This is a genomic window from Vibrio barjaei, assembly GCF_001639065.2.
Lineage (GTDB): Bacteria > Pseudomonadota > Gammaproteobacteria > Enterobacterales > Vibrionaceae > Vibrio > Vibrio barjaei.
Genome location: NZ_LQXO02000062.1, coordinates 1 through 22,514 on the forward strand (window position 1 = coordinate 1; position 22,514 = coordinate 22,514).

Genomic DNA, 22,514 nt, shown 5'->3' on the forward strand with positions numbered 1-22,514 from the left:
AGACATGTGAAGTGGTAGGGGGAGACCATCTCATCACCTTAATGCGGCGTTAGCCGTCATGGAGCTTGCTATAGTCAAAGTGATAGAATAGTATCACTTTAGTATTCCTTTGGAGCAGCTCTTATGAAAGTAGAACTAGTTACATCACTTAAACGTCAAGCAACTAAGATCCTCGCCGATCTCCACGATAGCAAAGAACCTGTGTTGATTACCGAGCATGGTAAGCCATCCGCGTATCTAGTTGATGTTGATGATTACGAGTTTATGCAAAATCGCTTGGCTATTCTTGAGGGTATTGCACGAGGTGAACGTGCAATAGCTGACGATAAAATTATAAGCCATGATGAAGCCAAGGATAAAATGTCAAAATGGCTGAAATAATCTGGACTGAGCCAGCGTTATCTGACCTTAACGATATCGCTGAATACATTGCAATTGAAAACACAGTTGCGGCAAAGCAGTTAGTACAAACGATCTTCTCCAAAGTCGAGCGCTTACAAACTTTCCCAGAATCTGGTCGTATTCCACCCGAACTAAAACATTTGAGTTATCGTGAAGTTGTCGTTAACCCCTGTCGTGTCTTCTATAAGCAAGACAGTGACAAAGTATTTATTCTGTTTGTCATGCGTGCCGAGCGGGATTTACGCAAGTTCCTACTGAGTAAGCAATAACTGTTGGGAATGAGCGGCTAACAAATTGCTCAAGCAGACAGCTAACGCTCGGCACTTTCGGTTTGGTTGAGTTCAGTGATTACGTGGATTTGCTCGGGTATTGTGTTCGTTATCTGCAACTTAGCAAGGCGTTATGTGCTTAAGTGAGCTGGGAGTACAAATGAATATCAACTTTGATGAATTGGAGCTTGCGGTAGAGTTTGTCTCCGGCGACCCTAGTTTTGGCGCAGAGGCATATTTTGATACTGTTTCAGGGAAAATCTATTACGTGGGTGATGGAGTCGAGGAAGACCTACCAGAAGACCTCTATTCAAACGAACAGTACTGTTGTCTGCCAAGTAAACAAGATCTTGGGTTAGGGCGATCTACAGCACTAGACTTTATTTCTACTAAGTACCCTGACGAATATGAGATCGTTTCTCAGTACTTTAGTCGCAAAGGTGCGTTCTCAAAGTTTCGAACGCACATTGAGCAAATCGGTGCACTGGAACAATGGTATGAGTTTCAAAGTTTAGCAATGCATCAGGCTCTTAAAGATTGGTGTGACGATAACAATATCAAGTATTAGAGCTAGCACATAACAAATTACTTAAGTGGGCGCGTAACGTTCGGCGATTATGGCTTGAAGTTATGAGAACTTGGCAAAGTTAGTCGTAAACGCCACTTAGTAAGGCGTTAGTTGCCTTATCGATTTCGGAGAATAAATGGAAGTAATAATCGAACAAGAAATTGCGTTGCACCAATTCGAAGTCCGACAAGATAAAGTAGAAATTGAGCGACTTATCCATCCAGACTTTAGAGAAGTTGGTAGATCAGGCAATAGCTACGACTTCAAATCAATTGTTCGAATGATGGAAACGGAGAAACCATCAAACGTACAGGTACACTCCCAGAATTATGAATGTGTCGCATTAGAACCAACGGTTCAACTGTTGACCTATGAAAGCGCGTTAATCGATGACAGTGGTCAAGCTAGAAACTTCACAAAGCGCAGCTCCATTTGGGTTCTTGTCGGAGAATTTTGGCAGCTTAAATATCATCAAGGTACGCCATGTGAAGTATTGGAGATAAAGGTATCGCGCAAGGGCACCTAACAAATTACTAAAGTGGACGCGACGTTCGGCGACTTTGGTTTGAAGTTAAGGGAGCTTGGTAGAGTTAATCGTAAGCGTCACTTAGTAAGGCGTTATGCTCTTTCTCAAACTTGTAAGAATGAACACTTTACGTATTTAACAAATATCACTTTTTATCTGTCCTAGCATCTTTCCCAGAAATTGGGTTTTATCTCTTAATAAACTCCAAACTTCTCTGAAAACCATTGTAACCCAACAAAAATTGCGTTCTGTCTTATCTAACTTATCAGTGTTTTGATAGAGTTATGATTCGATATGCAAGGAGGGTTTTAGATGGGAACTATAATAGGCTTGGTCATTTTAGCTGCAATAGATTGGTATCTTGTTCGTAAAACAGGACTTCATATACATCAACTCATTTCCAAAAAGTATGCCGAGTATTCAAGTGGCAAAAAACATAATAAATGAGGCCTCTTTAGACATAGTCTAATCGTATGCAGCGTTGGAATATCGCGGTGCCTACTGATAGAACAAGCAATCCAAGTTGATCACAACTTAATTGGGCGTTATAACTACTTGGCAGCATGATCTCCCTCGAATTATATTTTTGCAGTTTTGCAAGGGAGGGTCACTATGGCTAGTTTGTTCTTTATACACTAACAAGCTAGGAACAAACATGTTCAAGTGTCGAAACTGCTCAGCGTCATTGACTGTTAGGGAAAAGCTCAATTTCACCCCTGATAAACCAGTAATTTGCAAAAAGTGTTCGCAGAAGTTGTTACCGTTCAGATTGTATTATTTTGGAACATTTTTTGTGGCGGCTTTTGGGACGTCCTCTTTAATAAATTATTGTGAATTTAATGCGTTAAGTGCATCAGGGATAGCCTTGCTGTGTAGTTTCTTGTTTTATATATGTCAGCCAATCAGAAAAGCGTAGTTATAACAAACCGTTCAAATATGGTTCGCGACGCTTGGCACTTTTCGTATGAGTTGGCTTTAGTGGTTACGGTGTAAAAGTTAAGTATCGTGACTGTGTTGTTCACATCTTCACAGGTCGTTATACCAAATTGGTAAGTCTGGCTAAAATGGGGCAAGTCAATGCCCCTCGAAGCTTTACTGATGAATCTCATTTTCAAAGTATTGAATGCACACTTTTTGTGCATCAATGTTTTTTTCAATGACTTCGTGCTCTCTTAGTTCTAGGTAAAGAGCAATACATTGTTTAACTGCAAGTGTTAACTCAAGCTTGTTTGGTTTTGCTACTGTTCGTTCAAGCTTCTTGCTAAACGCAGGAAGGCGAGTCTCGATTCTTCGAACACCTGAAGGTGTCCGGTTAGCTTGTTTAAGTGCTAGTGGCGAAAGAACAACGGTGCGAATAAATGACAAAAATTCGAGAGCTTCAAAATACTCGCCTCGTGCAATTTTACTGGTAGCGTAATGTGTCCAGATCCAAAAACGATCTTCAATCCATTGTGGGGTAGGTTGGGGGTACTTAGATTCTGCAGTCTCAAAGGTGTCAGTGAGTAAAGTATCCTGCTCCCAAAGCACTTTCGTATCATCAACACGGATCGCTGCGTCAGGTAGGGATACGAATTTAAAATCAACATGGATAGCGTTTGGAGCATAGAGTGCAATGATTAGCCTCGGTTCCCCGACATGTTCACCAGTAAAAGCGGCGACCTTGCCTTCAATACTATCAACAATAGCAAAGCGATCATCCATTACAGATTCAAATTGTTCGGGCTTAACAGCAATAACTAAATCCAGATCGCTGAATTTATCTAACGTGTCTGTAGCATATGAGCCACTTGCTCCGATTCCAACGATTCTAGGGTCTTGCTGGATTTTACGAACAATTCTGTCTAAAAGCTGTTTATGAGTTTCGGGGAGAGATTTTGGATATTCCATATTTTACCTTTGAACATAACGGATAGTTAAACTACGTAATGGGCGTAGTTAGTGCGGTAAAATCAACGCAGCATTACAGTGTCGTTTAAAAAGAGTTTCAGTGCAATAAAATTTGGTATAACAAACGCTTCATGTAGATTCGTAACGCTTGGCACTTTTTGTGTCAACTTGGGCTTATGTGATTACGGTGGCTTTGTTTGGGTTTCATGGTGTTAGCTGTAACTGAGCAAGGCGTTAGCTTTTTTGAGCCAAACAATTATTGGTAGACCTTGTTTCTTATCGTGCCTCGCAAAACCCCCTTTACCGTACTTTAATGGTTGCGGAGTGGTGTACATTTTAGCATCAAATAACTGCTATATATTCAGGGGCTAATTATGTACGCCAATAAATACTCAAACTTTTGGAGGCGCTTGTTCGCCGTTATTATCGACGGGCTAGTTTTCTTACCACTGCAATGGATTGATGAATATATATTATCTGGGGCTATTGGTTCGGTAGGGGTTTTCCTTTGGGGCGTCGTCAGTGCGATATTAGGTATTTCATATTACGTTGTTTTGCATGCAAAATACGGTCAAACCATTGGCAAAATGGTTATGAAGGTTAAGGTCGTCGACGTATCAGAAAGTCGCAACATAACCGTTAAGCAGTCGTGTATGCGTGATATTGTCCCTATCATAATGCTTCCCTTCACTGTATATGTTTATGCTCAGTTGGCATTTTTCGGAAAGACTTGGGATAGCTTGGATCAAGGTTCAGTATTTATCATTGTGAGCTTGATTATGATTAGTTGGGTAGTTTTGGAAAGTGTATCAATGCTATTTAATGAAAAAAGACGAGCGGTACATGACTATATAGCTGGTTCGGTGGTGGTGAGACAAACCTAACAAACAATTCAACAGTGATTCGTATCGCTTAGCACTCTCACTTAGGGTTGAGTTAAGTGTCAGGGCTGCTCGTACGTTAATTAGGCGTTATACTTTAATTCAATGGAAATACAAAATGGAACCGATTGTAGATGAGCTAGTCGCTCAAGGTTACGAAGTCACAGGAAGTGATTCCATGCTGCAAGTTAAACTAGGTGGTCTGTCAGGAAAGGCTGGGATTAGGAAAAGTACATACTCAAACACCTATGTTTTTACTAACAACACAGTCTTAATGCTAATCATCAATACGGGACTCTTATCAAGTATCTTATCTTCATTGTATATAGGGTTTCTCGAGCAGAAAAACTTTGATGTATATAACTGGGGACTAGTGACTGTTGGTGTTCCTTTGATTATCGCTGGCTACATTTGCCTGATTATAAGAGAGATACAAATGCAGCCAATTCAAAGGATAGTTAGGCTCGCCAATGTAAAGGTTAGCCGAATATAAGTACAACAAGTCGCTTAACTGGGACTTCTAATGCTTGGCCACTTTCGTTCCATTTTGCTTCAGAGTTTAGGGCACAAATTTTAAGTGTTGTGGTATAGCATTATGCTTCAATCAATTTACTAATCATAGGATGTAACATGTTGGATTTTAGATTGTTGATACCCAAACAGGCCGACAATACCTATGTTGGTAATAAGGTTGCACTTTGGTTTTTCTCTATATTGACTGCTATTACGTTGTGGCGTAGCCAGCATCACTTGTTTGCAGCAGATGGTGGGGCGCAGTCAATTGCGACCATTCCCCTTGATACTTACTCTTCAGAAGCATCATCTACAGTAATCGGTATATTTGCACTTTGGGGTTTATCTCAATTAATCATAGGTTTTATATATCTAGTGGTTTGTTTACGATACAAAGCACTAATCCCTCTTATGTATTTTCTTGGTGTCATTGAATATGGAATGAGAGCGTTTTACATAGGTGCCCATAAACCAATAGAAACTTCAGGTGATGCCCCTGGGGCGCTCATTAACCTGCCTTTTATGCTGCTATTCACTCTCATGCTTGTACTTTCCCTTTGGAGAAAGAGCAAAATTGACGACTAGAAACAGAATGAATTATTCAAGTAGATAGCCAACGGGCGTTGGTTTGGTTGAGTTTAAAGAAGACGTTGGCTTTGCTTGAGTGCGGAGGTGGTAAACTGTTGCTTTTAGCAGGGTGTTAGTAGTCAAAAGTAAAAAGGAACCCTCAATGGGATTAAAATATCGTTCAGCTACTCTTGAAGACTTAGAAAGTCTTGTTGCTTTGCTTTCAAACGACTCACTTGGTAGTCAAAGAGAGGATACCTCTATTCCGTTGAATAGTGGGTATCTTGAAGCGTTCGAAGCAATTGTACGAGATCCAAACAACCAATTGCTTGTTGTTGAACAGGAAAACTCTCTAGTTGGAATGCTTCAAATTACCTTTATTCCATACCTGACGCATATTGGTAGTTGGCGTTGTCTTATCGAAGGAGTTCGAATCCATAGCGACTTTCGTGGACAAGGCTTCGATGAGCAAATGTTCGCACATGCTATCGAACTGGCAAGAAACAAAGGCTGTACAATCGTTCAGTTAACGAGTGACAAGCAGCGCCCTGACGCAATCAGGTTCTATGAAAAACTTGGATTCAAAGCAACACATGAAGGGTTTAAACTCGTGTTGTAGGCAGTCTGAAAATAATGAGTTCAAGCAGGTTCGTAACGCTCTTCTACTTGGGCTTAAGTTAAGCTAAGGATTACGGTGGTCTGTTCAAGTTCCGCCTATTGGCAGCCAAACCGTCGGACGTGATGCATCAGTATTGTGCAAAGTTAGGGAAAACCAGAACTAGCATTAATAGCTTGTTTAGGTTCACAGTGTTGTTAACTATTTTATGAAATTACACACGATGTTTATGGAGAGTTTTCTATGGGAACGATAATTGGTTTGGTTATTTTAGCTGCTGTAGATTGGTATCTGGTTCGCAAAACTGGATTTCACATTCATCAATGGATTGCCAGAAAGTATGAAGAGTATTTTCAGGGTAAGGAAAACAATAAATAATATTTGCTTAGTATAGGAATTAAACGCGCATAACAAGGCATTAGATTGTTTTTAAACGTTGTATTAGGGATTGAATTTTGGAAGACGTACAAGATAAATGGATTTGTGGCTTTTGGAGAAGAATCGGAGCCTTGGTTATCGACTCTCTAATACTAGGTGTTTTTGGGTCTGTTATAGGTTTGTTTCTTGAAGATACCTTCGCCCAACTTGGCGGGTGGGGTAGCTTAATTGGTTTTGCCGTTTCAATTACATATTTTGGAGTTATGAATAGCTCTGTATCAAATGGTCAAACAATTGGTAAAAAAGCACTAAACATCAGAGTTGTAGATTCATCCAATTCAACAATTAGTCTGCCTAAGTCCTTTACGAGGTATAGCTTTCTGGCGATTCCATTTTCACTGAATGGAGCACAGATTCCGAATGAACTATCTCTTTCATATTTAATGTACCCCTTATCGTTGATTACTCTTGGTGGCTTACTTTCGATTTCTTACTTATACGTTTTTAATCGTGTAACTCGACAGTCATTACATGACCTTGTGGTAGGTACTTACGTCGTAAATGCACAGGCCAATCGTCAAGAACTCCCTTCAGTTTGGAAACCTCACTTAGGGGTAGTGGCTGTTTTATTCATCGTTGCAGCGCTTGTGCCGGCATATAATTCTAGCTTATTTAAATCAGAACCTTTTAAAGGCCTGCTAGTAACTCAGGAAGCGATAATCAGCAAGGAATCGGTAAGATATGCAGAGGTAACAACAGGTTCAAGTACGGTTACCTCATCTGATTCAGATAGTAGAACAACTACGTATGTGAATATTCAGGCTTTCCTTTATAAAGACAATGTTGATGATGCCAAAACTGCAAAGCAATTAGCGCAGGCAATAATTAAGACTTATCCAGAATCACTAAGCAAAGACTTAATTCAGGTAACCCTTGCCTACGGTTATGACATTGGTATTGCATCAAAATGGAATAGATACAATTACCAGTTTAACCCGAAAGATTTAATAGGTTTGGAGTAATGTTAATCTAACATGGGTTTAGAGTCGGGCACGCGACAGCTTGCTCGGATCTACTTCGCCTTGTTTTTTCACGAGCTATTATTTGTCGCGTAAAACCGCTTTAGCAAACAGGAGGAAAGCGAATGACCAAGTTAGTCGGTGACACCCTAATTAAGACTTACCATCTAGCCACATGTCATTGTGGTTCTTTAGAGTTTGAGCTGCACTTACCAAATGGAATAGATAAGCCTCGACGTTGCGACTGTTCAATGTGCCGTCGTCGTGGAGCGATCATTGCATCAGTGAAACTAGACGGCATTCGTATCTTGAAAGGGCAGGAATACTTAAAGCTATATCAGTTCAATACGCATACAGCCAAACACTACTTTTGCTCGAACTGTGGCATTTACACTCATCACCAAAGACGTTCCGACCCAACTGAATACGGATACAACGTCGGATGTTTGCAAGGAGTTAACCCGTTTGAACTGGGTGATGTAGTGACAAATGATGGGGTCAACCACCCAGCAGACAGATAGTTTTTTGAGTCTGTCATTGTTCATTTGGTTACACAGCTATTACAGACTATTAGATAGTTATAGTTGCCTCTGCTCCAAGCCTTGTTCATAACAAATAGCACTGAAACCAACTCTGATTTTGAAGTCTCTCGTGAAATAGCCTTCTCGCCCTGAATATGATCCTGGTGAGTAATAATCTTGATAGGTTCTGAATAAGCTCAAAGGGAATAAAATATGCTAGAACGTATCGAAAAAGTGCTGGAGTTAAATGATATTTCTTATGAGAGTGGCAAAACTAGAATGTACATCAAGTTGGGCGGCTTAAGTTCACAAGTCAAAATCAGCTACGACTATGCGACTAATACTTATAAAGTGAACTGCGGGGAACTTCGTCACTATTTAATCAGTCTGGTTTTCTTTTGTCAGGCCGTTAGTATGTTTTATCAACCGAACTTGGAGATTTGGGCGGGGTACGCCGCTGGTCTTATGCTCGGACTAGCGGTTGGAAATCTATTATCAGTGATATCGGCTAATATTCAGTTGTTAGACTTACGTGCTCAATTAAGGGAGGAGGGCGTATTTCTAAAGCTTAGTTCATAGCACTACTAGTGGCCGTGTGGTTAATACCGCCTCGTCGCGTTTGTCGACCTTTTCTTATGGAATGGAGAATAATGGAAATATCAAATACTTTAAGGCCTGGTGATATTGGGCAGATTATAAAGCAGCACGGGCTATTGTATTCGAATGAATATGGATATGACGTGACATTTGAAGCTTATGTTGCTGAACCACTAGCGCAGTTTGCTAAGCGAAACAATGATCGAGAAAGAATTTGGCTTGTCAGGCTTGGTAATAAGCTTGTCGGGACAATTTGTATTTGCGAGCTTTCTGAGTTCGAAGCACAGCTCAGGTGGTTTTCTATTGACCCTGTTGCACGAGGGAAAGGAGTGGGCAAAGCGCTTATGGAGCAAGCGCTGGATTTCTGTCTTGACACTGGTTACTCCAAGGTAGTGTTATGGACGGTAGCCGGACTTGCAGTCTCAAAATCGCTTTATATTAAATATGGATTCAGTATGGTTGAGGAAATAGAACGTGAGTTATGGGGCGCAATGCAACGAGAGCAATGCTACGAAAAAGTGCTTTAGTCTATGCACTTAATGCGAGATCCAATTAGTGAGAGAACCATGAAACTTAGAGTATTCGACAACGCAGATTACGATACGCTCATCGACTGGATTGACTCAGAAAAACTGAATTATCAATGGGGAGGGCCAAATTTCGCCTTTCCATTAGACCACCATCAACTCAGCAGCCACTGCGCTAAACCCGAAGTCCTTCCTTTTATTCTTGCATCCGGTAGTCAACGTGTTGGCTACGTTGAATTGTTTAGAATCACAGAGTCAAGTTTCCGTATTTGTCGTGTGTTTGTGTCGAATAACTTTCGAGGTCAGGGGATCTCCAAAATCATGCTAACGCAGTTAATCGAATTATCTCGAACGCGCTACTTTGCGACGCAGTTGTCACTCGCGGTTTTTGAGCACAATCGAGTTGCGAGACGTTGCTATGAAGCGTTAGGCTTTGAGGTCACGTCTCGTGAAACAGGGACCAGGTCCTATGATGGGGTGGTTTGGGAGCTGCTTCGAATGGAGAAGAGACTTTGAAAATCTCTTTCTAGCAATATATGCCAAGAGTTATTTAGTGGGTCAGCAGTTTTGAGGTTAACGAATGATAAGTTGCAGTGACTACGATTATATTGAAATAGCGTGTATGTATCGTTATCCGGTTAAATTAACGATGAAAGTGGGTCAGCCACTAGAAGGTATTGCATTGGATACAGCGCGAGACGAGAGTAACAATGAATGTCTGAAGCTAAATGTTAAGGAAACAGAAATTCTTGTTATATTGGATGAAATCAATAAGTTAGAGGTATTGGTAGATAACCCACATTTTTCTGAAGTCATCTTTAAATGATGTTTGAACATCAATGGGAAAAGAATGGTGTTAGCTATTAACCGTAAGCATTCCAAGGAAAGGAATTTATGAAACTGGCACAACTAAATATCGCATTAGCAAAATATCCGCTCGATGCTCCTGAGATTAAGGAGTTCGTTGATAACTTGGACTTGGTCAATGGCATTGCTGAAGAAAGTGAAGGCTTTATTTGGCGTCTAAAAGATGACAGCGGTGATGCGACCAGTATACAACTCTTCGATGACCCCAATATGATAGTAAATATGTCTGTTTGGGAATCGGTAGATTCGCTTAAAAACTTTATGTTTAGAACACACCATAGAGATTTTATGCGCCGTAAAGGTGAATGGTTTCATCGACTTGCTGAGGATACCTACATGTTATGGTGGATTGAAGACCACCACATACCATCAACAGAAGAAGCTTTGGAACGATTAGAGTATTTAAGAGCTAATGGGGATAGTCCCTATGCGTTTACGTTCAAGACTAATTATACGCCGCTCGATATTAAGGCTAAGTAATGAAGTCGCAAGATTTATCGAAGATGGGAAACGCTCAAGTTATCCTTTGTGAAGACGAGGGAAGGTCCTATATCAATAAACGGAATGCGTCCTCCGTGGAAGTTGGCTTCTATCAATATGCTGCACCGGAACTTAAAAATGTGCAGACGCCACAACTAATTAACGTAGATGGCAACGATTTATTTATTGAGCTAGTACCAAATAAAGTAACTTTAGAGGAATTACAGCAATCTAGTGGTACTTTTGAGCAGTTGTCGCACATTCATCAATCCCCATATATTCCTACATTTGAGGTAAAACAGCATGCTTGGTCGTTACAGGATACAGAGTTTGCTTTTCGAGCTTTGTCACTTCCTAATGAAACACAAGATGTACTTTTAACTATCCAGACTTTGTCTTCAGAGTTATTTGAGTATCGTGGATTAGTATCTGGCGACACTAATGATGGCAATTGGGGGAGAAGGGATAATGGTGAGCTTGTTCTCTTCGATTGGGAGCGATTTGGTTTCGGTAGCCCTGCTATCGATCTTGCGCCACTAGTTAAAGGGTTGGGTACGCGCTCAGACTATCGTTCAGTCATAGATAAATACTTAATCTACAATCCTTCTATTTCCGCAGAAATGCTAGAAAAGCATTTAGTAATAGCGAAAGCTTGGATAGTGATTGAGGTGACTAATCTCTTGATTTGTCGTCGAAACCACGAGGCTCAGAAATACATCAACTGGTTTAATGGTAACCTTCCTGTGTGGTGCCAAAAGGTGGTGACATCGTTGTAATGGATAAGCCGATTAAGTAGGCTTGTTCTAGTACTTTTAATGTGAGTTCTACTGTCACTAAAGTAGATTACCAACACTCTACGTGAATATGCAGAAGTGATTCTAGTCGCAATAGTAGCCAGCAATCTGCCTATCAGTGGGCGATTCATAGAACATGGCAATTAGGAGGAAAGTTCTATGAAACGTACAATCAAATTTGTTGGGTTACATCGAGCGTGGAAAATAGGCCTATCTTCGTTAGTGGGAGGGCTTACGGCAGTATTAGTTGTTCACTTTGTATTCTCAAATGAACAAAGTGCTATGGCATATGCAAGTGCCTTATTTGGTGCGGTGTTTCAGGCTTTACTCACGATCAGAAACAATGAAAGTCACCTGACTGCTGATAATGAAGAGGTTTACCTTTACGATATACCTGCGGCATTAAGGTATCAAAAATCACTGTTGGGCAAACCCTACATAAGAGTGACTTCTCTAACCCAGACTGGTTACCATAGAAAGAGGGTGTTCCAGTCTTGGATATCAGAAGAAGACTGGCACTTTATGTTGAATAAATGCACATGATAGGTCCCATAAAGGGCTTTAGGACAACCTTCACAAGGATTAGAACTTGACGACATTAGTACTTTGTTTAGTTATTGCGGCACTACTACCTTATCTAGCGAAAATGCCTCTTGCAGTCGCAATGCATAGAGCAGGAGGTTACGACAATAAAAATCCCAGAGAACAGCAAGCAAAACTCAAAGGATTTGGCGAGCGTGCTTTAGCGGCACACCAAAATGCTTTCGAATCTTTGATTGTGTTTGCCATAGCGATATTGCTGGCCATTGCGACGGGAACCATTAATGAGACCGTACAGTTTTTAGCAGTAGTGCACATCGTGTTTCGCGTTATTTACAACATTCTTTACTTGCTCAACAAAGCTACGTTACGTTCTTTATCTTGGGCTGTTGCAATAGGTTGCTCTTTTGCCATTATGTTGCAGAGTATGCCTAGTTGATGGCAGGTTCTTTATAAGGCTCATTTCTTCGTTTAGTGCAACTTAAAATGGGATGCGGTTTAGTCCGATGAATTTGAAGTGTGTCGAAGTATACGAGCGGTTAGCGTAATCCTCACCAAATAGGCCTCATAATGTACTAAGCAACAAGAAGAGGCCGACATGTCAAAGTTTGAGTTCATTCAATTGCATCTTATCGAAAAAGGGGTACCGAAAGATTTAACCAAGCCAAGTCCTTTTGTTTGGGCACGCTGCCAATCTTTATCGGATACACCTCTAGTCTTTCAGTCTCCTCTCAGAATAGTATTGCGACATGGCGTGTTACTAGGGTTAGTTTGGGGAGCGCTTATGTGGTTAATGCTTTGGCATAGAGAACCTGAGCGATGGATAAGCTATCTCTTATCATCCTGTTTATTTGGTCTGTTTATGGGGATGCTTACAGCGTACAGAGCACATAAAAGCCAGGCGAATTTAGGGTGCAAAGATTGGAAGGAGTGGTGTGTGAGGAATTACGTGTAATGGAATGAAGTATAAACCCTTTCGGAGAGCAAAATGGGCTACATTCATTTTGTTTTAGGAACCTCTTAATGGTTGCAGGTATTTGATACTTTATTTCCCTAGGCTGAGTTTGACGGATTAATACTTTTAAATTATCGAGTGAATGAAATCTTTCGCTTCTTTCTCAGTTCTTTATCTATGGTGATAGAGGAGGGTGCGTTATGAAATACTCAGCAAGATTGTTTTCGATAATACTGATGTGGCTAAGTTCGTGGACTTATGTTTATGCACTGGAACCCATCTATAGTGATTTTTTTGGTAAAGCGATAAAAGGCTATGATCCGGTTGCTTACTTTACAGTAGGTAAACCACTAAAAGGTGAGAGTGATATTACGTATGAGTGGAATGGCGCTAAATGGTACTTTTCGACACAGGAAAACCGGCAGCAGTTTGTTTCTAACCCAACAGCTTATGCGCCTCAATATGGTGGATACTGCGCGTGGGCTGTAAGTCAAGGCTATACGGCTAGCATCGATCCTAATGCTTGGTATATTTTCGAGAATAAGTTGTATTTGAACTATAGCGAGTCAGTTCAAAAAAATTGGCAAAAGGATATTAGCGGGAATGTACGAAAAGCTGATTTAAATTGGCCAGAATTACTTAAGAATTAAATTGAGGTAAAAATGGATTTTAAGTTTTATAACAAGGATGACAGTTACACTTACCTTTGCATGGAGTCAGCAACGTTCAAAGAAGAGTCTACTCAATTAATCAAGCAAGGTTTTGTAGAACAATCGTTGGTCATAACCGCAGAATCGGCAGGGGAAGCTGAGGCTATTTACAAAAGTGAGCACCAAGGTTTCTTAAAGAAACTGAACATACTGTTAGGACCATTTATAACACTAGGCTATCATCGTTCAAAGTAAGTAAATGACGGAAAATCGTTGGTCTTTTCGTCTTTCATAATGAATCGGCATGGGGTAGTGAATATCAGAACCTGCCCTTCATCGACTAAACATGCTGATATCTTGGATTGGATTGAAATCTCAAGCCTTGACTCTCACAGCCCTGCTCAAGGATTGCTACTCTTCTCTTTGAAACCATTCTGATACTTGCATCTTGTACTTGTCAGATTCTCAGTAGGTGGAAATAAATATTAACCAAATTAAACGCTGCTATATAAATAATTATTACTTGAAAGTGACGTTCTAACTGATAGACGATAAGGCTACAACGGAAAGCACTGCTAAGAACAATACTAGAAAAAGAGAACTGGCGGTTTTATTAATACCCAAGGAAAGAAGTATGCACATTATTCAACAAGCACTTGAGCCAAGAGAGAAGTTGATTTGGTCAGGACAGCCAAAGCAGGGGATCGTATTTCGGCGCACTGACCTGTTTCTGGTTCCGTTCAGTTTGTTTTGGTGTGGTTTTGCGATTTTTTGGGAGTTTACTGCGTTTAATTCGGGGGCATCAGTTTTCTTTTTACTGTTTGGTGGGGTATTTGTCGTTATTGGTTTGAACTTTGTACTTGGTCGTTTTTTCTGGGACTCCTCTCAAAGAAAGAAGACATTTTATGGAATAACCAACGAGAGAATCATCATAGTTGATGGCTTTGTACAGAGGAATATCACCTCATTGAATATCCACGCGCTTCCTGAGGTCAGTTTGTCGGAGCGTTCTGATGGATTAGGAACGATTTTACTGGGCTCGCAAAGTGCGACACAACGTGGAACGACTCTATCAGGCGCACCAAAAGGTGTACCCAAGTTAGATTTAATTAAAGACCCCAAATATGTTTTCAGTATTATACGTAGCGCTCAGAAACGCTGATGCTTATTGGTATGATAGGGGCTACAACAAGTAAGCAGTAGAACTTAACGATGGTAGATTTTACGTCAGCGAAATGGTTACATGAACCGAGGAACAGTGAGGTAACTAAAGGGATTGTATCAATAACCACAGATCCTGAGACGGATTTGTGGCAGCGGTCTTACTATGGCTTCAGAAATGATAACGCGCCAGCATTACAGCTTGAGACAAGCGAGAATTTTACCTTCACTACGAAAGTACAATTCGACTACCAAGCCCAGTTCGATCAATGCGGCTTAATCATTTATCTAGACAGCGAAAATTGGTTTAAAGCCTCGATTGAGTATGAGAATGAAGAGTATTCTAGGCTAGGCAGTGTTGTGACAAACTTAGGTTACTCTGACTGGGCAACCACCGATATTCCATTGCCAAACGAGATTTGGTATCGCCTAAGTCGTCGTGGTCCTGACTTTCTCATTGAGGCGTCGTTTGATGGACAAACCTTTAAGCAAATGCGGATTTTCCATCTTCATCAATTGGGTGAGACGACGGCTGACATGGGGAAATCAAATCCCCCATTACCTGCCCAAACCCCAGTGACATTTGGTGTTTATGCTTGTAGTCCTTTGCAGTCTTCATTTACCGCGAGATTCACTGAACTGAATTTAGAACCATGCAAGTGGTTAGCTCACGCTGTTTAAGGGAATTGGAAAAGCTAACATAAGGAGATGTTATGACAAAGACAGTTACTGGTAGCTGTTTATGTGGTTCTGTGAGATTTGAAGTTCAAGACAGCTTTGAGAACTTTTACTTTTGCCATTGCGAGCAATGCCGCAGGGTGACGGGTTCTTCGCACGCTTCAAATGCGATTACCAATAAAAACAACATAGTTTGGACTAAAGGTGAAGAACTGACTGTTCGATTTGACCATCCGGGTGGAGTGTTTACCAAAGTATTTTGTTCACGTTGCGGCTCTGGTTTACCTCATAATTCGCAGAACGGGAAGGATTTGGTTGTTCCAGTGGGCTGTTTGGATACGGCACTCTCTATGTCACCCAATGCTCAGATTTTTTGTTCGGAAAAAGCGGAATGGTTTCGTAAAGGAGTAGACGCTCCAGAATATCCTGGCTTTATGACAGAAGAACATTAGTGTATTTGAAGCGTTGACGAGGAAGATATGGGTAACACTGCGTATCAATCTGTCTTTTATTGCGATACATCACAATCATCAATATAGAAACCATTAAAGTAGAGCGATGAAACTAACTAACCTTCTGATAAAATTAAGAATTAGGTGATTTGAATATAATGAAGTTAGACGCAATACTTTGGGATTATGATGGCACGTTGGTTAACTCTGTGCCAAAGAATATTGATATTACCAAAACCATTTTATCGATAGTCGCACCACACTTATCAAACGAAAATTTACCGAAATACTTGCTTAGTGAAGACTTGTACCATGAAGCGAACCACGGTGCTAAGAATTGGCAAGAGCTATATGTTGACTACTATGGATTAACACACGAAGAAATGCTAGTAGCAGGCGGAATGTGGGCTGAGCATCAGGAGAAAAACCAAACTGAAGTTTCTCTATTTAAAGGCATTCAGGGTGTTATCGAGCAATTCTCTAATATTCCCCATGGCATCTGCTCTCAGAACTCTCAAAACAACATTCGTCGTGTGCTGGAAAATCACGGGATCAATTCGCCATTTAAGTCGGTTGTCGGTTATGACGATGTACCTGATGGAAACCAAAAGCCAAATCCTTTTGGCGGCATCAAATGTGTAGAGTCCATTTTGGGAAGCAAAAACGATCAATTGCTGATGTACATTGGCGATCATGAAGCAGATACGCAGTTTGCTCGTAACTTGCAAAGAGAACTAGGAACAGGTGCTAAGGTCATCTCAGTTGCAGCAGCTTACAGTCGTTCAGAGCCAGAGGGGTGGGTAACCAAGCCCGATTATGTTGCCCATAAAGTAGAAGATCTACTTCAAATAATTGGGAAATATGTGTAACGGTCTTAGAAAGAAACTTCGACGCACTTGGTGTAATCGGCCATAACCTTCGGTGAAATGCCCATCATTTCTAATTGGGCATTTTCTTAATGCTCCTATAGCGTTAGTTTAACTTCAGTTAATTACAACGGGCTGAATTTGAAATGATTGCACTTCGTGTCGCGGGTTGGCTAACGGCGTTAGCATCAGTTACTCATATCTTGATTATTTTCGGTGGCGCCTCTTGGTATCGTTTTTTCGGTGCTGGTGAACAGATGGCTCAGATGAGCGAACTCGGGCACTGGTATCCTGCGTTGCTAACGGGCACTATTGCGTTATTGCTTGCTGTCCTATCTGCCTATGCCTTTTCTGGTATCAAGGTTGTTTCTCCGCTTCCTTTTACTAATTTGATACTTGTACTTATCAGTTGTGTGTTTTTAGCAAGAGGTGTTTTGTTCATACCTGCAGTGCTTGTTCTGGACTCTTCATATTTGCAAGAGCTGGCGGCCAATATGGACTTTTTAGTTGTTACGTCGATAATATGTTCTGCGATAGGAATATGTTTTGGAGTAGGAGCTTATGCAAGAATATCGCGAACTCACTAGACTTGTGGAATGATAGGTTAACACTGCTACGACTCATTTGTGTTGCTGTGCTTGGTGATGTGCCCACGTACTATTTCTTTGATGTGTTAAGGTAATGGATACCAAGATACATAAAGTCGGGATTTAGTCGTATGGATAAGAATAAAGCAGTATTGATTACCGGTGCGGGCCGAGGGATTGGAGCAGCTACTGCCACACTTTTTGCAAAGAAAGGGTATGCGGTATGTATTAACTATAGGTCTGACGTAGTTTCTGCTTTGGCTTTAGCTGAAAGTATACAAGCGCAAGGAGGACGATGTATCACTGTTCAGGCCGATGTATCTGATGAGAATGATGTTCTGCGCTTATTCTCTACTGTTGATCGTGAATTAGGAATCCTATCAGTGTTGGTAAATAACGCGGGTATTTTAAAACCGCAGACTCGTCTAGAAGATATGTCGGCAGACAGAATCAACACCATACTAACAACGAATGTCATTGGTTATTTTTTGTGTGCAAGAGAAGCCGTAAAGCGGATGTCGACGCGCAATGGTGGTAGCGGTGGTTGCATTGTAAATGTCTCGTCTGGAGCTGCGCGCTCAGGCTCGCCTAATGAGTATATTGATTATGCAGCGTCTAAAGGTGCAATTGATACGCTTACTAAGGGGCTATCGTTGGAAGTGGCTTCAGAAGGCATTCGAGTGAACTGCGTTCGTCCAGGGCTGATATATACGGATATGCACAGTGATGGTGGGGAGCCAGGGAGAGTTGATAGGCTCAAATCGGTTCTACCGCTTGGTAGAGGTGGTCAGCCAGAAGAAGTGGCAGAAGCGATATATTGGCTTGCATCGGATAAATCCTCCTATTCAACGGGTAACTTTCTCGATTTAGCTGGTGGCTTATAACGGGGTTATCATGGATAAATCTGTCGAAGAAAAATTCAGCCAGTATCCGAACGAAGTGCGCTTACGGATGATAGAACTCAGGGCGCTGATCTATCACGTAGCTAAAGAGCTGCAGCTTGGTGAAGTAAAGGAATCGTTGAAATGGGGAGAACCGAGTTATTCAGTTGAGGGAGGGAGCCCAATACGCATAGATTGGAAACTTAACACTCCTACTCAATACTATTTGTACTTCAATTGCCAATCGAAGCTCGTTGACACTTTTAAAGAGCTTTACGGAGAATCGCTTCAGTTCCAAGGTAATCGCGCCATCATTCTGTTTACTTCAAAATCACTCCCTTCAATGATTAACCAATGCGTCACTTTGGCGTTTACTTACCATAACGTTAAACACTTGCCATTGTTAGGACAGTGACGTAGTAGCAAAGCGAAAAACAAGTGATTTGTAATGTGTGTCACGCATTGCTGTTGTCTAACTTGGTTATATCAGAAGTCAGCGTGTAATATTTAAGTGTTTGATAAATAAAGAGTGTCATAGAGGTGACAGATTGGTGTCGTAACGATTTTAGCTCCAAGTAAGTACAGTTGTTTTGCAACAGCAGAAAGGATAAATGATGATTATTAGAAAACTTAGATTACAACGTGGTTGGTCTCAAGAACAATTAGCTGAATTAAGCGGTTTAAGTATAAGGACGATTCAGAGAATTGAGCGAGGGCAAAAGCCGGGTTTGGAATCACTAAAATCATTAGCTGCTGTATTTGAAACAACCATCACTGAATTACAGCAGGAGCCTAAAATGAGCAGCAAAGTAGAGATCACTCAGGAAGAACAGACCGTTATCGACCAGGTAAGAGCTATCAAAGGGTTTTATTCTCACTTAATGACGTACGTGCTAATTATGGCGTTACTGTTTACCATTAACATTGTCACGGACCCTAGCTATATTTGGGCGTGGTGGCCAGCGATGGGATGGGGGATCGGCATTCTTAACCACGGAATCAATGCGTTTGAGCTGTTTAACTTCTTTGGCCCTAAGTGGGAAAAGCGACAAATTGAAAAGCGTCTCGGAAAAAAACTGTAGCAATGAAACAAGTGACAACAAAACCCTTAAATGGCTCTCCAGAGACGTTTCAAACGCTTGAAGTTATTGAACCCACGATGTTGAAAGAACTAGAGCGACTATTTCAGCTTAGTTGGAGTGACTTTAGATTTGATGTGAAATGTCAAAAGGGTGTTCCAAATCCTATTGCGGCGTTGAAGGATGGAAAGCTGATAGGTGGGCTCGCGTTTACTTTATTTTCGTCTCCGGAACACAGTGGCAGCGATAAGAATCGTCCTAATGTAATTTGGCTTAATGCATTGTATGTTGATGAAACTTGCCGAGGTCAGGGAGTTGCTCGTCACCTGATCGACTGTGCAATTCAACTAATGTCTAACACCGAACAGAGAGCTTTGTTTGCTTATACTGATGTGCCGTTGATGTATCTACATCTTGGATGGAAAACTATCGACTCCGAATGTGAAGAGGGCCATCAAGTGGTAGGAGTGGAACTCACTTAGTAACCTGAATGCTCTGTTTGCAATGCTGGTAGACGTAATAGAGGCTAACCAGCATCGTAGGTTATTTGTATCTTGCCTGTTTTAGAAGGCCAATCAGTTCATCTTCGGTGTTTGGTGTTCTTTCTAGTTTAAGTTGTGGTGAACTGCCTCCCCAAAGCATATAGGCCGTATCGGTACAGTGATCGTGATGAAACCATCTACCATCGATACAAATGTCGGTATAGCAGCGCGGGTCCTTTTTTAATTCCATAATGCTTGTCTCCTTGTGTTTAACACCTTTACAACATAAAACTAATATCAAATTAATAATTTGATTTAAGTCAATGAATGGCATCTTTTAATAATGGTCGTGGTGATATAACTCGTATGCGAAATAATCCAAATGAATATCTTGAAAAATTGACCAAGCTATTAGTACAAGATGAGAACCGAATTCAGTTGCTCAAATCCATTCAGGCACTCTCAAGACCTTCCTATCGCCTTTATGTAGCAGCGGGTTTTGTTCGAAACTTAGTTTGGGATTCACTGCATCAGTATCAATTTTCAACGCCGTTAAACGATATTGATGTGATTTACTTTGATGATCAGGAGGAGGGGCTAGAGAGACAGCGAACTATCGAAAAAGAGCTATCAAAGCAACACCCTCTCTATCATTGGCAAGTAAAGAACCAAGCTGTAATGCATAGTCGCAATGGCGACAAACCCTATGAAAGCTTGCAAGATGCGATGTCTTATTGGCCTGAAAAAGAAACAGCCATAGCTGTTAGGCTGCTTGACAATGACCAAATCGAAATTGTTCACGCTTTTCAACTAGAATCGTTGTTTGAAGGGTTAGTGAGCTACAGCAACAAGCGAGACTATCAGGTATTTTTGAATCGCGTGAATCGGAAGCATTGGTTAGAAAAATGGCCTAAATTACAACTAAGTATTGCGGATTTAGACCATTTATAGCGCTTCGTTATTTACCGATCGCCACTCCTTCGCGTCTTGGATCTGCGGCACCTTCTAAACCTGTTTCAGTAATTCGTATTGCGTGTAGACCAGAGTTAAGATCCCTCTTATTAACGCTATAGCCCATGGCTTCGAATTGTTGTGCATAGTCCGCCAGAGGCGTATTTATTTCAACATCCATGGCACCGAAACGGTTAATCATGCGCGGTTGGTCAATGGCTTGTTGAATGTCCATTCCCCAGTCCACGTGTGCAATAATGCTCTGTGCCACATAACCAATTATTCTGCTGCCGCCGGGAGAGCCGATAGCAAGGTAAGGCTTATCGTCATGCATAACGATAGTCGGTGCCATCGAAGAGCGTGGGCGTTTATTCGCTTCAACTCGGTTTGCCACAGGTTTGCCGTCTTTGCTGGCCACAAATGAAAAGTCGGTCAGCTCATTATTTAATAAGAATCCTGCCGCCATGACACGCGACCCGAATACGTTTTCAATGGAGGAGGTCATGGATATCACATTGCCTTGCGAGTCCACAATATTGAAGTGCGTTGTAGACGGAAGTTCTATGGCTTGATCTTGCGCCAGTTGAACAGTTTTTACTGCGGGTGGTGAGCCAGCGGATACTTTTTGTAGCGCTTCGTTTGGCGTGATGAGCGCGCTTCTTTCAGCGATATACTTTTGATCCAGCAATCCCTTCACTGGCACATCGAAGAAATCGCTATCGGCCATGTATAGACCGCGGTCAGCAAATGCGAGTCTTGAAGCTTCAGCTAAAATTTGCCAACTGGTTGGGTTATTACTTCCTAGCTCATTCAATTTGAAAGGTTCGGTTAACATTAGAATCTGCCCCAGTGTTAGCGCGCCACTACTTGGAGGGCCCATGCCGCAAACATCGTATTGCTTATATGGGGCGCAGACGGCTTGTCGATTCTTTACTTGATAGTTAGCAAGATCGGCCAGTGAAAGTTTGCCTGGATTACTTGCTGCTTCTTTTTGAACGGCGTTGACCATCGCTGTGGCAACGGATCCTTTATAAAAACCGTCGCTACCTTTTTCTGCAATGGTTCTTAAGGTTTGTGCGTAGTCAGGATTTTTTAGCAAGGTTCCTTGTGTCTTTGGGGTGCCGTCCTTGTTGAGGAAATAAGCGGCTGTTGTTGGGTGTCTAGCAAGAAAATCGACATCATTCTCAATGAGCATTGACAGTCTTTCGCTGATAGTAAAACCTTGCTCGGCTTTCTGAGCGATAGGCAACACCACTTCATCCCAATCAAGAGCACCGTATTTCTGATGAACGTCCCAAAGCAGTTTGACCGTGCCAGGTGTGCCCACCGAACGACCACCTACTACGGCATCATAGAACTTAAGAGGTTTTCCCTTCTCATCAAGAAATAGATCACCATTGGCTGCTGATGGTGCTGTTTCTCTGCCATCATAGGTGGTTAGCTGTTGTTTGTTCGCGTCCCAGTAGACAAGAAATGAGCCTCCGCCAATGCCACTTGATTGTGGCTCGACTAAACCCAACATCAGCTGCACGGCAACCATGGCATCAACGGCGTTGCCACCGCGAGCTAGAACCTCAGCGCCAACTTGTGTCGCTTCGGGGTTCGCTGCGGTTACCATCCAGTCCTTTGCTTTGACGAGTTGTTTGTCACTCGTTCCTGTTGCCATTTCTGGTGCAAAGGCATCCGCCGCTTGTTGCGAAGCGTATGCACTGGATGACGTGAGTATGGCACTAATTGTAATTGCAATTAGTCGAGAAGTGGGCGCTTTAACTGACATCTGACTTCCTTATAATAGTGGGTTTAATTACCTGTTAATACAG

Annotated in this window: 35 protein-coding genes; 32 read left to right on the forward strand and 3 right to left on the reverse strand. The window is 41.6% G+C overall.

Annotated elements, in window-relative coordinates; genetic code table 11:
- The first annotated feature begins 123 nt into the window (after positions 1-123).
- The 4 genes from AWH66_RS24690 to AWH66_RS24705 all read left to right on the forward strand — a co-directional run bounded on the left by AWH66_RS24690 (position 124) and on the right by AWH66_RS24705 (position 1,765).
- Positions 124-381 carry a type II toxin-antitoxin system Phd/YefM family antitoxin gene (locus AWH66_RS24690; protein WP_063606811.1) on the forward strand — a complete coding sequence of 86 codons (258 nt, stop codon included), beginning with the start codon at positions 124-126 and terminating at the stop codon, positions 379-381.
- On the forward strand, positions 369-671 hold the full coding sequence (locus AWH66_RS24695; RefSeq protein ID WP_063606810.1) for a type II toxin-antitoxin system RelE/ParE family toxin: 303 nt from the start codon (positions 369-371) through the stop codon (positions 669-671). The genes AWH66_RS24690 and AWH66_RS24695 overlap by 13 nt, the downstream gene beginning before the upstream one ends.
- Before the next feature lie 160 nt (positions 672-831).
- Positions 832-1,239, forward strand: coding sequence for a UPF0158 family protein (locus AWH66_RS24700; RefSeq protein ID WP_063606809.1), 408 nt, complete (start codon positions 832-834; stop codon positions 1,237-1,239).
- Between the two features lie 136 nt (positions 1,240-1,375).
- Entirely contained in the window at positions 1,376-1,765 is a 390-nt protein-coding gene (locus AWH66_RS24705; protein WP_063606808.1) for a nuclear transport factor 2 family protein, read from the forward strand.
- Between the two features lie 1,092 nt (positions 1,766-2,857).
- Here the strand turns inward: AWH66_RS24705 and AWH66_RS24710 are convergent.
- Positions 2,858-3,652: a nucleotidyltransferase domain-containing protein gene (locus AWH66_RS24710; protein ID WP_063606807.1), complete on the reverse strand. Its 795-nt coding sequence runs from the start codon at positions 3,650-3,652 to the stop codon at positions 2,858-2,860.
- Positions 3,653-4,026: 374 nt separating this feature from the next.
- Between AWH66_RS24710 and AWH66_RS24715 the strand changes: the two genes are divergently transcribed.
- The 27 genes from AWH66_RS24715 (at position 4,027) to AWH66_RS24840 (ending at position 19,743) form a co-directional block, all read left to right on the forward strand.
- On the forward strand, positions 4,027-4,536 hold the full coding sequence (locus tag AWH66_RS24715; protein ID WP_063606806.1) for an RDD family protein: 510 nt from the start codon (positions 4,027-4,029) through the stop codon (positions 4,534-4,536).
- Between the two features lie 115 nt (positions 4,537-4,651).
- Complete coding sequence (locus AWH66_RS24720; RefSeq protein ID WP_063606805.1) at positions 4,652-5,026, forward strand: hypothetical protein; 375 nt, start codon at positions 4,652-4,654, stop codon at positions 5,024-5,026.
- A gap of 137 nt (positions 5,027-5,163) precedes the next feature.
- Complete coding sequence (locus tag AWH66_RS24725; RefSeq protein WP_063606804.1) at positions 5,164-5,631, forward strand: hypothetical protein; 468 nt, start codon at positions 5,164-5,166, stop codon at positions 5,629-5,631.
- Positions 5,632-5,776: 145 nt separating this feature from the next.
- Complete coding sequence (locus AWH66_RS24730; RefSeq protein WP_063606803.1) at positions 5,777-6,232, forward strand: GNAT family N-acetyltransferase; 456 nt, start codon at positions 5,777-5,779, stop codon at positions 6,230-6,232.
- 240 nt (positions 6,233-6,472) lie between these two features.
- Positions 6,473-6,607, forward strand: a complete 135-nt coding sequence (locus tag AWH66_RS26265) for a hypothetical protein (protein ID WP_258182453.1) — start codon at positions 6,473-6,475, stop codon at positions 6,605-6,607.
- A gap of 77 nt (positions 6,608-6,684) precedes the next feature.
- Positions 6,685-7,629 (forward strand): RDD family protein, encoded by a 945-nt coding sequence (locus AWH66_RS24735; RefSeq protein WP_063606802.1) that lies wholly within the window; start codon positions 6,685-6,687, stop codon positions 7,627-7,629.
- Between the two features lie 122 nt (positions 7,630-7,751).
- On the forward strand, positions 7,752-8,147 hold the full coding sequence (locus tag AWH66_RS24740; RefSeq protein WP_063606801.1) for a GFA family protein: 396 nt from the start codon (positions 7,752-7,754) through the stop codon (positions 8,145-8,147).
- 213 nt (positions 8,148-8,360) lie between these two features.
- Positions 8,361-8,726, forward strand: coding sequence for a hypothetical protein (locus AWH66_RS24745; RefSeq protein WP_063606800.1), 366 nt, complete (start codon positions 8,361-8,363; stop codon positions 8,724-8,726).
- A gap of 71 nt (positions 8,727-8,797) precedes the next feature.
- Positions 8,798-9,271, forward strand: a complete 474-nt coding sequence (locus AWH66_RS24750; protein ID WP_063606799.1) for a GNAT family N-acetyltransferase — start codon at positions 8,798-8,800, stop codon at positions 9,269-9,271.
- 39 nt (positions 9,272-9,310) lie between these two features.
- The gene (locus AWH66_RS24755; RefSeq protein WP_063606798.1) at positions 9,311-9,787 is read left to right on the forward strand and encodes a GNAT family N-acetyltransferase; all 477 of its coding nucleotides are present in this window, start codon (positions 9,311-9,313) and stop codon (positions 9,785-9,787) included.
- 64 nt (positions 9,788-9,851) lie between these two features.
- The gene (locus tag AWH66_RS24760; protein WP_083400135.1) at positions 9,852-10,097 is read left to right on the forward strand and encodes a Rho-binding antiterminator; all 246 of its coding nucleotides are present in this window, start codon (positions 9,852-9,854) and stop codon (positions 10,095-10,097) included.
- Between the two features lie 68 nt (positions 10,098-10,165).
- Positions 10,166-10,618, forward strand: a complete 453-nt coding sequence (locus tag AWH66_RS24765) for a DUF3291 domain-containing protein (RefSeq protein WP_063606796.1) — start codon at positions 10,166-10,168, stop codon at positions 10,616-10,618.
- The gene (locus AWH66_RS24770; RefSeq protein WP_063606795.1) at positions 10,618-11,394 is read left to right on the forward strand and encodes a phosphotransferase family protein; all 777 of its coding nucleotides are present in this window, start codon (positions 10,618-10,620) and stop codon (positions 11,392-11,394) included. Before AWH66_RS24765 ends, AWH66_RS24770 begins: the two co-directional genes overlap by 1 nt.
- Positions 11,395-11,571: 177 nt before the next feature.
- Positions 11,572-11,955 (forward strand): hypothetical protein, encoded by a 384-nt coding sequence (locus tag AWH66_RS24775; RefSeq protein WP_063606794.1) that lies wholly within the window; start codon positions 11,572-11,574, stop codon positions 11,953-11,955.
- 46 nt (positions 11,956-12,001) lie between these two features.
- Positions 12,002-12,391: an MAPEG family protein gene (locus AWH66_RS24780; protein WP_063606793.1), complete on the forward strand. Its 390-nt coding sequence runs from the start codon at positions 12,002-12,004 to the stop codon at positions 12,389-12,391.
- A 159-nt stretch (positions 12,392-12,550) separates the two neighbouring features.
- Positions 12,551-12,907, forward strand: a complete 357-nt coding sequence (locus AWH66_RS26195; RefSeq protein WP_063606792.1) for a DUF6404 family protein — start codon at positions 12,551-12,553, stop codon at positions 12,905-12,907.
- Positions 12,908-13,107: 200 nt separating this feature from the next.
- A complete protein-coding gene (locus tag AWH66_RS24790) occupies positions 13,108-13,557 on the forward strand; it encodes a YHS domain-containing (seleno)protein (RefSeq protein WP_063606791.1) in 450 nt (149 codons plus the stop codon).
- Positions 13,558-13,569: 12 nt separating this feature from the next.
- Positions 13,570-13,812, forward strand: coding sequence for a hypothetical protein (locus AWH66_RS24795; protein ID WP_063606790.1), 243 nt, complete (start codon positions 13,570-13,572; stop codon positions 13,810-13,812).
- A gap of 379 nt (positions 13,813-14,191) precedes the next feature.
- A complete protein-coding gene (locus tag AWH66_RS24800) occupies positions 14,192-14,719 on the forward strand; it encodes a PH domain-containing protein (RefSeq protein ID WP_063606789.1) in 528 nt (175 codons plus the stop codon).
- A 50-nt stretch (positions 14,720-14,769) separates the two neighbouring features.
- The gene (locus AWH66_RS24805; protein ID WP_063606788.1) at positions 14,770-15,399 is read left to right on the forward strand and encodes a DUF1349 domain-containing protein; all 630 of its coding nucleotides are present in this window, start codon (positions 14,770-14,772) and stop codon (positions 15,397-15,399) included.
- A 32-nt stretch (positions 15,400-15,431) separates the two neighbouring features.
- Complete coding sequence (locus tag AWH66_RS24810; protein ID WP_063606787.1) at positions 15,432-15,848, forward strand: GFA family protein; 417 nt, start codon at positions 15,432-15,434, stop codon at positions 15,846-15,848.
- Positions 15,849-16,006: 158 nt separating this feature from the next.
- Positions 16,007-16,717 carry an HAD family hydrolase gene (locus AWH66_RS24815; protein ID WP_063606786.1) on the forward strand — a complete coding sequence of 237 codons (711 nt, stop codon included), beginning with the start codon at positions 16,007-16,009 and terminating at the stop codon, positions 16,715-16,717.
- Positions 16,718-16,860: 143 nt separating this feature from the next.
- Complete coding sequence (locus tag AWH66_RS24820) at positions 16,861-17,301, forward strand: hypothetical protein (protein ID WP_063606785.1); 441 nt, start codon at positions 16,861-16,863, stop codon at positions 17,299-17,301.
- Between the two features lie 131 nt (positions 17,302-17,432).
- Positions 17,433-18,185, forward strand: a complete 753-nt coding sequence (locus tag AWH66_RS24825) for an SDR family oxidoreductase (RefSeq protein WP_063606784.1) — start codon at positions 17,433-17,435, stop codon at positions 18,183-18,185.
- Positions 18,186-18,195: 10 nt separating this feature from the next.
- Complete coding sequence (locus AWH66_RS24830; protein ID WP_063606783.1) at positions 18,196-18,597, forward strand: DUF1801 domain-containing protein; 402 nt, start codon at positions 18,196-18,198, stop codon at positions 18,595-18,597.
- A 199-nt stretch (positions 18,598-18,796) separates the two neighbouring features.
- Complete coding sequence (locus tag AWH66_RS24835; protein WP_063606782.1) at positions 18,797-19,264, forward strand: 2TM domain-containing protein; 468 nt, start codon at positions 18,797-18,799, stop codon at positions 19,262-19,264.
- A 2-nt stretch (positions 19,265-19,266) separates the two neighbouring features.
- On the forward strand, positions 19,267-19,743 hold the full coding sequence (locus AWH66_RS24840; RefSeq protein ID WP_083400136.1) for a GNAT family N-acetyltransferase: 477 nt from the start codon (positions 19,267-19,269) through the stop codon (positions 19,741-19,743).
- 61 nt (positions 19,744-19,804) lie between these two features.
- Here the strand turns inward: AWH66_RS24840 and AWH66_RS24845 are convergent, their stop codons facing one another.
- Positions 19,805-19,993: a hypothetical protein gene (locus AWH66_RS24845; protein WP_006072365.1), complete on the reverse strand. Its 189-nt coding sequence runs from the start codon at positions 19,991-19,993 to the stop codon at positions 19,805-19,807.
- 77 nt (positions 19,994-20,070) lie between these two features.
- On the opposite strand from AWH66_RS24845, the gene AWH66_RS24850 reads away from it, so the two are divergent.
- Positions 20,071-20,694, forward strand: coding sequence for a nucleotidyltransferase family protein (locus AWH66_RS24850; RefSeq protein ID WP_083400137.1), 624 nt, complete (start codon positions 20,071-20,073; stop codon positions 20,692-20,694).
- A 7-nt stretch (positions 20,695-20,701) separates the two neighbouring features.
- Here the strand turns inward: AWH66_RS24850 and ggt are convergent, their stop codons facing one another.
- Positions 20,702-22,471 (reverse strand): gamma-glutamyltransferase, encoded by a 1,770-nt coding sequence (gene ggt / locus AWH66_RS24855; RefSeq protein ID WP_063606781.1) that lies wholly within the window; start codon positions 22,469-22,471, stop codon positions 20,702-20,704.
- Positions 22,472-22,514: the final 43 nt, after the last annotated feature.

What these genes read in the sequence shown, in the direction of transcription:
- AWH66_RS24755 (WP_063606798.1), top strand. Translation starts at nt 9,311, where the DNA reads ATGAAACTTAGAGTATTCGACAACGCAGATTACGATACGCTCATCGAC.
- AWH66_RS24705 (WP_063606808.1), top strand. Translation starts at nt 1,376, where the DNA reads ATGGAAGTAATAATCGAACAAGAAATTGCGTTGCACCAATTCGAAGTC.
- AWH66_RS24690 (WP_063606811.1), top strand. Translation starts at nt 124, where the DNA reads ATGAAAGTAGAACTAGTTACATCACTTAAACGTCAAGCAACTAAGATC.
- AWH66_RS24810 (WP_063606787.1), top strand. Translation starts at nt 15,432, where the DNA reads ATGACAAAGACAGTTACTGGTAGCTGTTTATGTGGTTCTGTGAGATTT.
- AWH66_RS24770 (WP_063606795.1), top strand. Translation starts at nt 10,618, where the DNA reads ATGAAGTCGCAAGATTTATCGAAGATGGGAAACGCTCAAGTTATCCTT.
- ggt (WP_063606781.1), bottom strand. Translation starts at nt 22,471, where the DNA reads ATGTCAGTTAAAGCGCCCACTTCTCGACTAATTGCAATTACAATTAGT.
- AWH66_RS24830 (WP_063606783.1), top strand. Translation starts at nt 18,196, where the DNA reads ATGGATAAATCTGTCGAAGAAAAATTCAGCCAGTATCCGAACGAAGTG.
- AWH66_RS24715 (WP_063606806.1), top strand. Translation starts at nt 4,027, where the DNA reads ATGTACGCCAATAAATACTCAAACTTTTGGAGGCGCTTGTTCGCCGTT.
- AWH66_RS24725 (WP_063606804.1), top strand. Translation starts at nt 5,164, where the DNA reads ATGTTGGATTTTAGATTGTTGATACCCAAACAGGCCGACAATACCTAT.
- AWH66_RS24760 (WP_083400135.1), top strand. Translation starts at nt 9,852, where the DNA reads ATGATAAGTTGCAGTGACTACGATTATATTGAAATAGCGTGTATGTAT.
- AWH66_RS26195 (WP_063606792.1), top strand. Translation starts at nt 12,551, where the DNA reads ATGTCAAAGTTTGAGTTCATTCAATTGCATCTTATCGAAAAAGGGGTA.
- AWH66_RS24800 (WP_063606789.1), top strand. Translation starts at nt 14,192, where the DNA reads ATGCACATTATTCAACAAGCACTTGAGCCAAGAGAGAAGTTGATTTGG.
- AWH66_RS24765 (WP_063606796.1), top strand. Translation starts at nt 10,166, where the DNA reads ATGAAACTGGCACAACTAAATATCGCATTAGCAAAATATCCGCTCGAT.
- AWH66_RS24845 (WP_006072365.1), bottom strand. Translation starts at nt 19,993, where the DNA reads ATGGAATTAAAAAAGGACCCGCGCTGCTATACCGACATTTGTATCGAT.
- AWH66_RS24850 (WP_083400137.1), top strand. Translation starts at nt 20,071, where the DNA reads ATGGCATCTTTTAATAATGGTCGTGGTGATATAACTCGTATGCGAAAT.
- AWH66_RS24815 (WP_063606786.1), top strand. Translation starts at nt 16,007, where the DNA reads ATGAAGTTAGACGCAATACTTTGGGATTATGATGGCACGTTGGTTAAC.
- AWH66_RS24750 (WP_063606799.1), top strand. Translation starts at nt 8,798, where the DNA reads ATGGAAATATCAAATACTTTAAGGCCTGGTGATATTGGGCAGATTATA.
- AWH66_RS24805 (WP_063606788.1), top strand. Translation starts at nt 14,770, where the DNA reads ATGGTAGATTTTACGTCAGCGAAATGGTTACATGAACCGAGGAACAGT.
- AWH66_RS24840 (WP_083400136.1), top strand. Translation starts at nt 19,267, where the DNA reads ATGAAACAAGTGACAACAAAACCCTTAAATGGCTCTCCAGAGACGTTT.
- AWH66_RS24700 (WP_063606809.1), top strand. Translation starts at nt 832, where the DNA reads ATGAATATCAACTTTGATGAATTGGAGCTTGCGGTAGAGTTTGTCTCC.
- AWH66_RS24730 (WP_063606803.1), top strand. Translation starts at nt 5,777, where the DNA reads ATGGGATTAAAATATCGTTCAGCTACTCTTGAAGACTTAGAAAGTCTT.
- AWH66_RS24740 (WP_063606801.1), top strand. Translation starts at nt 7,752, where the DNA reads ATGACCAAGTTAGTCGGTGACACCCTAATTAAGACTTACCATCTAGCC.
- AWH66_RS24745 (WP_063606800.1), top strand. Translation starts at nt 8,361, where the DNA reads ATGCTAGAACGTATCGAAAAAGTGCTGGAGTTAAATGATATTTCTTAT.
- AWH66_RS24820 (WP_063606785.1), top strand. Translation starts at nt 16,861, where the DNA reads ATGATTGCACTTCGTGTCGCGGGTTGGCTAACGGCGTTAGCATCAGTT.
- AWH66_RS24835 (WP_063606782.1), top strand. Translation starts at nt 18,797, where the DNA reads ATGATTATTAGAAAACTTAGATTACAACGTGGTTGGTCTCAAGAACAA.
- AWH66_RS26265 (WP_258182453.1), top strand. Translation starts at nt 6,473, where the DNA reads ATGGGAACGATAATTGGTTTGGTTATTTTAGCTGCTGTAGATTGGTAT.
- AWH66_RS24720 (WP_063606805.1), top strand. Translation starts at nt 4,652, where the DNA reads ATGGAACCGATTGTAGATGAGCTAGTCGCTCAAGGTTACGAAGTCACA.
- AWH66_RS24695 (WP_063606810.1), top strand. Translation starts at nt 369, where the DNA reads ATGGCTGAAATAATCTGGACTGAGCCAGCGTTATCTGACCTTAACGAT.
- AWH66_RS24775 (WP_063606794.1), top strand. Translation starts at nt 11,572, where the DNA reads ATGAAACGTACAATCAAATTTGTTGGGTTACATCGAGCGTGGAAAATA.
- AWH66_RS24710 (WP_063606807.1), bottom strand. Translation starts at nt 3,652, where the DNA reads ATGGAATATCCAAAATCTCTCCCCGAAACTCATAAACAGCTTTTAGAC.
- AWH66_RS24795 (WP_063606790.1), top strand. Translation starts at nt 13,570, where the DNA reads ATGGATTTTAAGTTTTATAACAAGGATGACAGTTACACTTACCTTTGC.
- AWH66_RS24825 (WP_063606784.1), top strand. Translation starts at nt 17,433, where the DNA reads ATGGATAAGAATAAAGCAGTATTGATTACCGGTGCGGGCCGAGGGATT.
- AWH66_RS24790 (WP_063606791.1), top strand. Translation starts at nt 13,108, where the DNA reads ATGAAATACTCAGCAAGATTGTTTTCGATAATACTGATGTGGCTAAGT.